Genomic DNA, 12,587 nt, shown 5'->3' on the forward strand with positions numbered 1-12,587 from the left:
GAAAAAGACGTTATGAAAGATCTTCGAAAAATAATTCTCCTGGGTGCGTTGGTGGGCGAGGTCTTTGCGGGACCATTTGGAGCGGCGCAGGAGAGAGCTAAACCAAGCCCGGCTCCGGATCTGCCTGCCCCAACTGTGCCCAAGAGCGGATCTGCGACGGCGGGCGTATTCGCTGCCGTAAAGGATTCGGAGTTGCGCCCGATCACTGCGGGAGGATTTGTTAAAGACGGGCCGGTGATCTTCAAAGATGTTGCGAAACAAGCTGGTCTGACTGGCTGGCATCACGTGATGGGAACGCCGGAAAAGAAGTACATTCTGGAGACGACCGGATCGGGTGTCGCGTTACTGGACTATGACAATGACGGCTGGCTCGATATCTACCTGGTGAACGGTTCTACCTATGATGCGATGAAGGGAACGGCGGATCCGCCACATGCTGCGCTGTTTCATAACAACCACGATGGAACATTTACCGATGTTTCCGTCAAGGCCGGAGTGACAAACGATCGTTGGGGGTATGGCGTCGCGGTGGGAGATTACGACAACGATGGCTGGCCGGATATCTATGTCTCCAACTTCGGCAAGAATCGGCTGTATCACAACAACCACGACGGAACGTTCACTGACGTAGCGGAAAAGGCAGGAGTCACGCTGGGGAATTGGTCTACCGGAGCGACGTTTGGAGACTACGACGGGGACGGTCGGCTCGACCTCTTTGTTCCCGGGTATGTTCACTACGACATCAGCCATCCGCCCGATCCTGGCACGGAGGCTGTTGGAATGAGCTACTGCCAATTTCGTGGTGTGAATACTTTGTGCGGCCCGCGTGGGTTACAAGGGGAGGGCGATCATCTCTTTCACAACAACGGCGATGGGACGTTTACCGATGTGAGTGAGAAGGCTGGTGTGTCAGATAAAGCTCGCTATTACGGCTTTACGGCGGTGTTTGTTGATATCAATAACGATGGCAAAGTCGATCTCGTAGTTACCGACGATTCGTCGCCGAACTATCTCTATATGAATAATGGAGATGGAACCTTTGAAGATGCCAGCTACTACTCTGGCTTCGCATTGAACCAACAGGGACGGGATCAGGCCGGCATGGGCCTGGCGGTTGGTGACTATCTTAACAATGGATGGATCGATCTCTACACTGGAACATTTTCTGATGATTACAAACCTCTATTTAGAAATGGCGGGGATCAGGGATTTACGGAGATAAGCCCGGAGATGGGTATCGCGGAGGTCACTTATCCCTTTTTGACTTGGGCGACTGAATTTATCGACTACGACAATGATGGCTGGAAGGATATTTTTCTGGTCAACGGGCATGTCTATCCGCAGGTTGACAAGTACGACTGGGGAACCTCCTACGCGCAGCGTCCGCTCCTGTTTCATAACATCGACAAGGGAAAGAAGTTTGAGGTGATTCCTGCGGTGATTGGAAGCGGGTTGGCAGAGGTGATTCCGGGACGGGGAGCCGCGTTCGGAGACCTGTTCAACGACGGTAAGGTGGACGTTGTCATCAATTCGATGGACCACGTGCCTTCGCTGATGAGGAACGTCAATCCGGATAACCATCACTGGGTTGGATTGAAGTTGATCGGAGGTCCAAAGAGTCCGCGAGATGCTGTGGGCGCTGCTGTCTACCTAACGGCGGGCGGGATCCGTCAACGAGCTGACGTTCTAAGTGGTGGCAGCTATGAGTCTTCCAACGATCAGCGACCGCACTTCGGGATTGGCGATGCGACCAAGGTGGATGCCGTTGAGATTCATTGGCCTAGCGGATTGGTGGAACAGATAGTCATCCCATCGGTTGACCGATTTTTCACGATTCAGGAGGGGAAGGGTGTTGTGCCCGGCCCTCCGGACGGGAAGGGCGAAACCGGCCATAGAAATCAGCAGACAAAGGGTGCTCTAGATAAGTAGAATTCGGATCAACCTTTCGCACCTACTTAGTTCGTAAGCCGACGAAAGGAAGGCTGGGAATCGATGCTGATGTTTTCGAAGTGGGCCAAGACGCGGAGGGAGTGGGTGGTCGGGAATCGACGGCGCCTCGCTGTCGTAAGGGTAACGTACGTCTCTCTGGTTTGCGTGCTGCTGGCGGCGAGTGTGTTTGCCTTTCTTCCTCGAATTCAGGCGCACTCAGATAAAAGTGAGACGCAGCAAACGATCGCAGATGAAGCTGCTGTTCGTAAGGAGTATGCGGACAAGGTTAGTAAGACCTACAACTTTGCCTTCGGGAAAGGGAACATTTCAACGCCAGGAAACGCTGCAGTACAGGGAGACACTTTCCTGGAGCCCGATGCGTTTCCTACGGCCGACTACTGCGGCCATTGTCATAAAGAGGCGTACCACCAGTGGAGACAATCGTTACATTCCAACTCATTTCGTACGCCGTTTTATCGGACAAGCGTCAATATCCTTATCAGAACTAAAGGAATTGAGTTTTCACGCCACTGCGACAGCTGTCACAATCCGATTGCGGTGCTCGGCGGGGGACTGACGCAGAGTTCGATCGTGGATCGCAAGTTCGATCAGGATGGATTGACTTGCACTACGTGCCATTCGGTGCAGAAACTGCAGTCGACGCTTGGCAACGGCGGCTATGTTATGGGTGTACCTGCCGTCCTGGTCGACGAAAACGGCACACGCATTCCGGGGTTGGTACCTGATTCAGAGATTTTGGCGCACCTTGATCGGCACTCGAAGGCTGTGATGCAAACCTTCTACCGGACGCCCGAGTTTTGCTCCGCATGCCATAAGGCTAACTTGCCCAACCCGCTTAACGATTACAAGTTTATTCGCGCGTTCACGGCGTACGACGAGTGGCAGAACTCTAAGTTCTCGCAACGAAATCCGCTCACTTTTTATCAAGCCGATTTCACCAGCTGCCAAGGTTGTCACATGAAGCGCGCGTCGAATGCGCTGCCGGAGCCTGGCGCAAAGAACGGTACCTTCGCCTCGCACCGCTGGGCCGCAGGCAACACTGCTGTTCCTTTCTACTATGGGTTTGATGAGCAGCTAGAGAAGACAGTCGAATTCTTGAAGACGGGAAACTATCTGAATGTCGATCTGTTCGGAATTCGTAAGTCGAACGATGACAAGTTGATCGCACCCTTAGGTTCGACTGCGTTCACTCTTGCGCCGGGTGAAGTCGTGCAGGCGATGGCGGTGATTCAAAACAAGAACATCGGTCATTCGCTAATTCCAGAGGTGCGCGACCTGTATGAGGCCTGGGTGGAGTTTGTAGTCACCGACTCTAATGGCAAGGAGATCTATCACAGCGGCTTCATCAAACCAGATGGAAAGCTGGACGAACGGGCACACAGCTTTACGAATCGTCCGGTCAACACGGACGGAGTGTTCGTCGACAATCACAAGGTATGGACGATCCATTCTGTTGCTTATGACAACAGCATTCAGGCAGGCAGGTCTACCCTCATTCGCTATGAGTTTCGCGTTCCTTCGGATGCGAAGGGAACACTAACGATGACTGCGAAGGTTAACTATCGACATCTTCGTCAGAGCTATCTCAACAACGTTTTCGGCGAGGATCACGTTGCATACCCGATTGTTGAGTTGGCTTCACGATCCCGGACACTCAATCTTGGGGAAAATCCCGTGAGCGCACCCGATCCGAAAGATAATGCTGACTGGATGCGTTGGAATAACCTTGGTATTTCCTATCTCGATCAATTGCAGTATAGCGATGCGATCCAGGCCTTTTCCCAGGTCGTTAAGTTGCGGCCGGACTATGCAGACGGCTACACCAATATTGGCCTTACGAATATTGAATGGGAGAAATATGCTTCGGCTCGCGGAGGTCTTGAAAAAGCTCTGGAGCTAAACCCCAATAACGCGCGGGCTCTTTATTACCTCGCGTTAGTGGAGCGACGGGCAGGAAATTCCGACGCTGAAGTAGAAGATTTGAAGAAGGTTTTAGCACAATATCCTCAATCACGGGACGCTCGTCGAGAGCTCGGGATCTCTTACTATCAACAACGCAAGCCTCAGGAGGCAATGGAGCAGTTTGAGGCATTGCAGGCAATCGACCCGGACGACCTGGCGGCGCATTACAATCTCGCGCTACTGTACCGTCGTGCCGGAATGAAGGAGAAGGCCAAGGAACAATCCGCGAAGTTTGTCACGAAAAAGATTGATCCTGGTGCTCCCACTTACTCACTTGATTTTCTCCGCAAGCATCCGGAGATCTCGATCGAAAGTTCGCCCTGGCACGTGCACAGGGACGCGCCGCATGCCGAGGCTGTTGTTGCCGGCGGAGAGCACTAAGGCATGGCTCGGCACAGAAGCGCTCTACGATAAGATACGTTCTCAACGGGTGGGAGTAGCGGTGAGTGGAGAAGTCGTGAGCAAAAAGTGTTGGATGGCAGTTGTGTTTTCGGTGATAGTCGGAACGTTCGTCTCGCCGCCGCGATGTATGGCTGAAGTGCAGTGTCCATGGTTGAATGCCGCAACGGCTGCCGGAGTTTTGGGTGGTGAAGTCCAGGCGAACGCCACTCCTCTGACCCCGCAAGGCGATACCACCTGTGAATTCAAACGCACAGATCACTCTGCTGTTTATGCGTTGACGATCGCCGTGCATACGATGGCTGTCCCCTCGAAGGACTTTGCCACGTACTTGACTCGATGTAGCGGTACTCAGGTCTCTCTGAAGGCAATTGGCAATGAGGCGATTCAGTGTGTTCCGAGTAATGGCTCGAGCAATGGAGGGGAGCAGATCATCGGCCGGGTACGAGACCGGGCGTTTGTCATTGATCTCAAGAGAAGCTCAACCAGGCAGCCTATCTCGAGCGCGAACGGCTTGAGTGAGGAGGCGAGAAATGTGGCCGAACAAGTAGCCGGAGCGCTCTTTTAGACATGTCGCCTATCGCTTGTCGTTCTGACGTCTACCTTAGATTGATGAAGGTTTGCTTTTCCTGCTATGTGGGAATGGTTTCCATCGTTCATTCGAACGCTCAGCAGAACCCTGGCACAAACGGATTAGAGAGTTCAACGCGCTCTGCCGAGAGTAGTGGTCCGATAGAGGAGACGCAGCGGCTGATCTCTCGTGGTCAGTTGAGTGAAGCGGAGACACGGCTAGATGCGTTGGCTAGTCAGCAGCCGGAACCAGCGGGAGTAGAGCGTATGCGCGGGATGATTCACTACCAGCGCAATGAATTTGCAGCCGCGAATTCGGCCTTTGAAAAAGCGATCGTACAAGATCCTAAAGATCTGCAAGCAACGCAGATGCGTGGCGTGACGCTCTATCGGATGGGACAGCCGGCAGCGGCAATTCCTCTTCTTGAACGTGCGAATACTCCCATCGCAAGCGAGAACGCCGATGGAACCTATGTTTTGGCGGTCTGTTATCTCGATGTCCATCGTTATGACGACGCGCGCCGCATCTTTGCTCAACAGTACAAGCTCCCAGCCGACTCGGCTGCATCGTATTTGTTCATGGGACGTATGCTGCTCCGCCGCAACTATCCGGTCGAGTCCGAGAAGATGACACGCAAAGCGCTCGAACTTGAACCGAAGTTGCCTCTGGCGCATCTGTTGCTGGGACAGCTTGCACTATCGCGGTCGCAGGCGGCTGAAGCTGTTGTCGAGTTTGAAGCCGAACGAAAGATCAATCCGATGGACGGAGAAGTTTATGAACGTCTGGGAGATTCCTACTTGCGAGCATTACGATATGAAGATGCCCAGCAGGCTTTGAACTGTGCCCTTCTCTTGGAGCCGAATTCAACTGCGCCATATATCCTGCTGGGGCAGGTTTTGTTGAAGCGCGACGATGCTTTGACGGCGCTTAATTATCTGTTGCGTGCAGAGCGCATGGATTCAAATAACCATCTCACTCATCTGCTGCTTGGTCAGGCTTATCGTGCTTTAGGACGCAAAGAAGACGCGACGCGTGAATACAAAAGCGCGGAGAGCATCCAGAACTCTGTCGAAAATCCAAAATAGCTTTGGCGTCATACAACGCAGAGCAAAGGACGCCTGACTATCTGCTAATTCGAATCGCAAACTGCACCACACGAGGGTCGGTTGTAGTCGACGTGATGGTGCCGAACGCGGCGGACCCGAAGCTGCCGTTGGGCTGCGAGAACTCCGGCGTGTTGGTGACGTTGAACATCTCGGCGCGGAATTCGATGTCGACCTTTTCAACGAGTCGCGTCCGTTTGATGAGGGAGAGATCGAGGTCACGATAGGCCGGGCCGCGGACTGGATTGCGGGATGCGCTGCCAATGACGAACTGTGGGGCGGTCGCGAAGGCAGAGGTGTTGAAGTAGTGTGCAGGGGAACGCAGATTAGCGGCTAGTCTCGGATTTCCGACGATGTTTGGGCGTTGAAGAGAGAAGCCGGCAAAAGAGTTGTTATTAGTGGCCTGGGTGACCGTGACCGGCATTCCCGATTGCAGCGACAGAATTGTGTTTAGGCTCCATCCACCGAGAATCGCATTGCCGATACCGCTCGATGCGAAGCGATGGCCACGACCTGCAGGCAGATCGTAGATGCCGCTGAAAGAGGTGACGTTGGGCATGTCGCCGCTGGACGAGTCACGTTCCAGATAGGGGCGAAAAGTATCTGCTGCGATGAGTGAACTTGTGTTGGGCGAGGAGAGAACGGTGGAGGAGAAGACCGAGGACGCGTCGTCGATGAGTTTGGAGTGAGTGTAGGCGAAGAGGAACGAGATGCCATGAGAGAAGCGCTGCTCGGCTTTGGCCTGAATCGCGTTGTAGTTAGTGGTGCCGGAGTTGTGGCGATAGGTAGCGACGTTCTGGAAGCGAGGATAAGGCTTGACGAGCTGCGCGGAGGCGATGGTCTTCGTATCAAGCGAACTCGAAGGGGGAAGCTGGCCGAAGTAAGGATTCGAGACTGGAGTCAGGAGGGATGGCCCCTCTGCGAGCTGAGTGGCTGTGAGCTGGTTCAGGTTGGAGTCGGGAATGCCGACGTGAATGATGTTCGAGCCTACGTACGCGACCTCAACGGAGAGATTGTTGGTCACGGCATGCTGGACGGCGAGATTCCACTGCTGGACATATCCGGAACCAGCGCCGCGATCAGCAGTATAGACACTCTGTCCAAGGCCGGCGTTTTGGTTGAGTGGGATGGGGGCGACTGAGGGACCGTGCGAGAGCGCGAATGCTGCGTTGACGCTGTCTTGGGTCTTCTGTGTGACGCTCTGGATGAATGGGAACTGTGGGACAGTGAAGGGAGTCGTGATGCCGGACTGGTCGATGAAGACAACGCCGAAGCCAGAGCGGACTACGGTCTTTTCGTCGAGCATGTAGGTGAAACCGACGCGAGGAGCTACGTTGTCGTAGTGAAGTTCGCGGGCACTGCGAGGGTTTCCATCGACGCCGACGTAGTCAAGCAGCTGGGTGCCGAGATTGAAGACAGCTCCCTGATTGTTCTTTTCAGTTGATGGATGGTGGAGGGTCCAACGTGCTCCAATGTTGAGCGTCAGACGATTAGTGGCCTTCCAGTCATCTTGTAAGAAGTATTCTTCAATATAGTCGCGAGGACGGATCGTGGCTTGTTGAAGGTCGATCTGGAAGGTGTCGACTTGACCGAGAAGGAAGCTGGCGACGGAGTTACCACTATTGGTGATTCCCTGTTGGTTGGTACCGGTGGTTGTAAAGGCGAAGGAGCCTGTGGGGTTGGGCGGCGAGACCGTGTTGAGCTGATACCACCGGAAATCGATACCTGCTTTGATCGCATGTGCGCCGCGAGTGTAGACGACGGTGTCAACCATCTGCCAGACGGAGGTTTGAAAGTCTGCGAAGGTGCTTGCAGATGGGCCAAGCTGCTGGAGGCCAGTTAAGGTAAAGAGAGGAAGTGCATTGTTGAAAGCAGCATTGGTGGGAATGCCGGGAATACCGAGCGCGTCGGATGCTGTGTTGTCGAGTTCGGGGCCAATAATATTGTTGCTGCGACGCGTGTAGCCGCCGGTGAGGTTGTTGACCAGGCGAGGGGAAAAGACGTGGTTCTCGTTGGCGACAGCTTGTTGTCCCCGTACATTGGACAGACCCGGAACGCCGCCGGTGCCGAGAGCTGCACCACTGATTAGACCGCTGCCATCAGGCAATGGGGTCACCGGCGCCTCTACCTCGTTGTAGTAGGAGTAGCGGCCAAAGGCGTGGTCGCGAGTCCCGTAAGCTCCATCGATGCGAACGTCGAATTGGTTCTGATGGTCGGCGTCATTCGCCGTGCGGGTGTAGTTATTGGCGGCTTTGCCGTTGGTTGGGGTAGGGTAGCGGGCGAGGAGAGCCTCCGCAGCGGGATCGAAAGGAATGTTAATGACGTCGCCGGGAAACTCCTGACGGACATTTTTCCCGTTAACGATAGTTGTCGTAGCGGGATTGTAGATCTTCGAGACGCCAGTGAAGATTCCGTTACGCTCGTTGACGGTTGGAATTGTAGAGGTAAGGGTGCGGCCGATGTATTGCTTGACCCCTTGGTAGTCTCCGAAGAAAAAGAGGCGGTCGTGGAGGATGGGTGCGCCAAGGGTGGCGCCGTATAGGTTGCGTCGATACTCGGGTTTGGGTCCCGTCGGGGCGAAGTAGTTACGGGCGTTGAGGTCTTCATTGCGAAGATACTCGAAAATGCTGCCGTGTACGGTGTTGGTGCCCGAGCGAGTGGCGACGTTGACTACGCCACCGTTGAAGCGACCGAACTCAGCGGGCACGTTGTTGGCTTCGATGGTGAATTGCGCAATGTCATCAAGGATGGGGAAGTAGGCGACCTGACCGGGTTCGGGCTGCAGTGCCGAGATGCCGTCGTAGATGTATTCGTTGGTGCGGGGACGGCCACCGTTGATACGAGGAAGCAGGGTGCCTGGAGGCAACTCCACACCTGGAGCCAATGTCGTGAGCTGAATGAAGTTTCGCGTGTTCAGCGGTGTGGAGGTGATGATGATGCCGGGGATTGTGGTCTGAATGGTGCTGGTTTCCGCCTGCAGGAGGGGAGCATCGCTATTGACGGTTACAACCTGCTGATCGCCTCCTGGGCTGAGACTGAGATCGAGACTCACGGTCTGTCCGATGAAGAGTGAAACGCCTTCACGATTTAGAGTCATAAAGCCTGGCGCCTTCACCGCGACACTATAAGATCCCGGATTGAGATGGATGAAAAGATAATCGCCGGAACTGGAGGTGGTTGTAGAGCGATGCAGTTTCGTTGAAGATTCGGTTAACTCCACCGCTGCATTTGCGATGGAAGCGCCAGAGGAATCGAGCACGCGGCCTTTCAAATCGGCGGCGATCTGAGCGGAGGCTATCGCATTGAGCAGGGAGAAGACGAAGAAGGCGCAAGAAAGGCGGTGAAGCTTCATGGGAATCCGCTCCTGGAAACGCAGGGTTGAGGTGCGCTCGGTGATGACAAGGATTAGCGCGAACAGTCGAGCTGAAGACTGGCCTCCCCGCACGTGTTCCACTGAATAATATGAAGTTATGCGATTTAAATCGTATAGTCAAACGATTCGCAGATCGGTCGGCTGAGCCACAGATTGTAGCTAAGAGGGATCGTCGAGGCGCTCAATCATCACGTCAGTCGACTTGATAAGAGCAGCTGCAGAATCACCCTTTTTCAATTGAAGCTCGCGCACAGCGTTTGAGGTGATGATCGCCGTGACATGTGTGTCGGCTACCGAAAGAATCACTTCGGCAAGAAGGCCTTGTATCTTGATGCTTACAACTTTGCCGGCAAGTTGATTTCTGCCGCTGACACGACGATAGCGGTGCCGCGACTCTGCGATAGGCTTCAATTTGTCTTTCATCAGAAAGGGCTTCAAGGCCTCCTCCGACAGTCGATGATGTCCGCCCGGAGTCTGAACGGTCTTCAGCTTACCGCTCAGAATCCATTGTTTGATGGTCGGATAGCTCACGCCCAACATGCGAGAGGCTTCTCGAGGCGTCAGCATTTGCTTGGTAGTCGGCATGGCCTATAGTTTTAGCACTTTTTGCGAAGCTGAGGCATCCTGAACCGCTCGCGTTTGCGAGTCAACGACGACTCTCCTCTTTCGCGGTAGTATCGAGCGGCTTCATCGATTGGAGCATGGTGGGAATAAGTTCGGACACGGTGGGATGAATGTGAACGGCGTGAGAAAGAGTAGTATAAGGGGCGCCCGCGTACATGGTGCTCAAGATACAGTGAATTGCTTCGTCTCCGCCTGTTCCGAGAATGGCGGCTCCCAAAACCCTTTTGCTTTCTGCGTCCACCAACACTTTCATGAAGCCCTGCGTTTCGCCCTTTTCTACAGCGCGTCCGACTTTCGTCATCGGGCGAGTTCCGACCAGGGCAGCGCGTCCACTCTCACGTACCTGGGTTTCGGTAAGACCAACCTGTGCCAGCGGAGGATCGATGTAAAGGGCACTCACAGGAATGCGGTCGCTGACGCGGCGGGAGGCTTTGTCGAGGAGATTGTCCGCTACGATCTCAAAGTCGTTGTACGAGGTGTGAGTAAAGGCACCTCTTCCGTTGCAATCTCCGAGCGCCCAGATCCCTGGGACAGAAGTTTGGAGCTGATTATCTACAGTTACAAATCCATGCTTATCAGACTTGATGCCGGCCGCTGTTAGTCCGAGATCGTCTGTGTTTGGCGACCTTCCAACGGCGAGAAGAATGCGCGATCCGACGACCCGAGGGTGACCGTCAAGGCAATCGAGGCCGACCGCTACTTCTCCGCCTTCGTTCTCGAGTCGGATACAGTTCGCGTCAAGGCGAAGCTGAATCCCCTCGGATTGAAGGATCTCCTGGACACCGAGAGAGATGTCTTCATCCTCGTTGGGGACGAGTCGCGACTTGCGCTCGACGACGGTCACCTCAGCCCCGAAGCGTCGGTACATCTGAGCGAACTCAAGCCCGACGTAGCTGCCTCCCACGACGATGAGATGTTTCGGAAGCTCGTCAAGGTCGAGGATGGTTGTGCTGGTAAGAAAAGGGACCTCTCGAACGCCGGGCATATCTGGAACAGCAGGCCTCGCACCGACGTTGAGAAAGATATTTTTTGCGTGAAGAACCTGGTCACCAACGCGAATCTCGTCAGGAGACTCGAAGCTCGCTGCTCCCGTAAAGACGGTGCATCGCTCCATACCGCGTAGCCAGTTTTCAACGCCGGTGCGAGACTTCATTACGATCGCGTTCTTGCGAGCCAGCACTTGTTTCATATCGACGACGACCGGCTCTTTGCGGACTACTCCGAAGTCGCTCCCGCGACGTGCGATTTGGGCTGCGTGTGCGCTCGCGACCATTGCCTTGGTGGGGGTGCATCCGACGTTCACGCATGTTCCGCCGAAGAGCTTGCGCTCGACCATGGCGACCGTCCAGCCGGCCTGAGTGAGTCGGCCCGCCAACGAAGGTCCAGCCTGTCCGGCACCGATGACAATTGCGTCGAAGTCTTGTCTCATCCGAGTCTCGCGACTACCACGATAGCAAGAATGATCGCTACGGCATCTTCCAGCAAAGCCGCAGGAAGGTCCCTTCCAAACACATCAGCGAGTTTAGTGCGCACCGCTGCGCCTCCAAGTGTACCGGCAACTGCACCGACAGCGCCGCCGACGAGGCCGATCGCTAACGATTGACGTGCAGCTCCCACGGCTGCTCCAGAGAAGGCGCCGGTAATGATCCGGGTGATGAATTGAGGGGGCACTTTGCGACTGGGTGTCTTCGGCAGTTTATCGTTGATCAACTCTCCGATAGCCAGCAACGTGAAGATGTAGGGCGTCGCTGCATAACTTAAAAAAGCGAGGGCGGTGCCTTGAAGGGGCAGAAGACCGAGGCGAGCCGCCCAACTTACTGCCGCGGGTGCAGTCAAAGCGCGAAGCCCCGCAACAATACCGATCAAAAACGCAAGCACAAGTATGAACATGAAGCTCCTGTCGTGGGAGGTTACTTAGTTTGAAAGAAAAATACCATTGCTCGCGGATCTTAGAGGCCGAGCTCAGTAAGGCTTGGGTGATCGTCTGGACGCCGGCCGAGCGGCCAATGAAAGAGGCGCTCGCTCTCCTTAATTGGAAGATCGTTAATGCAGGCATAGCGATGATGCATCAGTCCGTCCTCCGCGAACTCCCAGTTTTCATTTCCGTAAGAGCGGTACCATTGTCCAGCTGCATCATGCGACTCGTAGGCGAAACGGACCGCGATGCGGGAGCCTCCAAAGGCCCACAACTCTTTGATGAGCCGATAATCCAACTCTTTTTGCCACTTGCGAGTGAGAAACTGAATGATCTCCTCTCGCCCGGTGGCGAATTCGGAGCGATTACGCCACTTGCTGTCGAGGGAATAAGCGAGGCAGCAGTGCTCAGGGTTGCGCGTATTCCAGCCGTCTTCGGCCTTACGAACCTTCAGGATTGCTGTCTCTTTTGTGAACGGCGGGACGAGAGAGACCTTCGATTCACTACTCATTTCTGAAACTCCTTCTGGCTATGGGTCGTAAATTCTCTGTGAAAGAGAACAAGTGAGAACAACGGTGGACAACCAAATAGCTATCAAACGTATTGAGAAAGCCACGACGATAAACTTATGAGTGGTGGATCTCCCAGACCGCTTTTCTGTCCCTAATGTTACGGCCTTCGATTTGGCGG

9 protein-coding genes are annotated in these 12,587 nt (G+C 54.5%); 4 read left to right on the forward strand and 5 right to left on the reverse strand.

Annotated features, from left to right (window positions below):
* Positions 1-12 precede the first annotated feature (12 nt).
* The 4 genes from HDF14_RS09875 (at position 13) to HDF14_RS09890 (ending at position 5,967) form a co-directional block, all read left to right on the forward strand.
* Entirely contained in the window at positions 13-1,929 is a 1,917-nt protein-coding gene (locus tag HDF14_RS09875; RefSeq protein WP_183975979.1) for a CRTAC1 family protein, read from the forward strand.
* Positions 1,930-1,992: 63 nt separating this feature from the next.
* Positions 1,993-4,293 carry a tetratricopeptide repeat protein gene (locus tag HDF14_RS09880; protein WP_260698157.1) on the forward strand — a complete coding sequence of 767 codons (2,301 nt, stop codon included), beginning with the start codon at positions 1,993-1,995 and terminating at the stop codon, positions 4,291-4,293.
* Positions 4,259-4,879, forward strand: a complete 621-nt coding sequence (locus tag HDF14_RS09885) for a hypothetical protein (protein WP_183975980.1) — start codon at positions 4,259-4,261, stop codon at positions 4,877-4,879. Before HDF14_RS09880 ends, HDF14_RS09885 begins: the two co-directional genes overlap by 35 nt.
* A gap of 74 nt (positions 4,880-4,953) precedes the next feature.
* A complete protein-coding gene (locus HDF14_RS09890; RefSeq protein WP_260698158.1) occupies positions 4,954-5,967 on the forward strand; it encodes a tetratricopeptide repeat protein in 1,014 nt (337 codons plus the stop codon).
* Between the two features lie 37 nt (positions 5,968-6,004).
* Here the strand turns inward: HDF14_RS09890 and HDF14_RS09895 are convergent, their stop codons facing one another.
* The 5 genes from HDF14_RS09895 to HDF14_RS09915 form a co-directional block, all read right to left on the reverse strand.
* Positions 6,005-9,337: a TonB-dependent receptor gene (locus HDF14_RS09895; protein ID WP_183975984.1), complete on the reverse strand. Its 3,333-nt coding sequence runs from the start codon at positions 9,335-9,337 to the stop codon at positions 6,005-6,007.
* Positions 9,338-9,517: 180 nt separating this feature from the next.
* Positions 9,518-9,943: a helix-turn-helix transcriptional regulator gene (locus HDF14_RS09900; protein WP_260698159.1), complete on the reverse strand. Its 426-nt coding sequence runs from the start codon at positions 9,941-9,943 to the stop codon at positions 9,518-9,520.
* Between the two features lie 61 nt (positions 9,944-10,004).
* Positions 10,005-11,411, reverse strand: a complete 1,407-nt coding sequence (locus tag HDF14_RS09905; RefSeq protein WP_183975986.1) for an FAD-containing oxidoreductase — start codon at positions 11,409-11,411, stop codon at positions 10,005-10,007.
* Positions 11,408-11,872 (reverse strand): DUF4126 domain-containing protein, encoded by a 465-nt coding sequence (locus HDF14_RS09910; RefSeq protein WP_183975988.1) that lies wholly within the window; start codon positions 11,870-11,872, stop codon positions 11,408-11,410. Before HDF14_RS09910 ends, HDF14_RS09905 begins: the two co-directional genes overlap by 4 nt.
* A 59-nt stretch (positions 11,873-11,931) precedes the next feature.
* The gene (locus HDF14_RS09915) at positions 11,932-12,408 is read right to left on the reverse strand and encodes a DUF1348 family protein (protein ID WP_183975990.1); all 477 of its coding nucleotides are present in this window, start codon (positions 12,406-12,408) and stop codon (positions 11,932-11,934) included.
* Positions 12,409-12,587 lie beyond the last annotated feature (179 nt).

This window comes from Tunturiibacter gelidiferens (assembly GCF_014201335.1).
GTDB lineage: Bacteria > Acidobacteriota > Terriglobia > Terriglobales > Acidobacteriaceae > Edaphobacter > Edaphobacter lichenicola_E.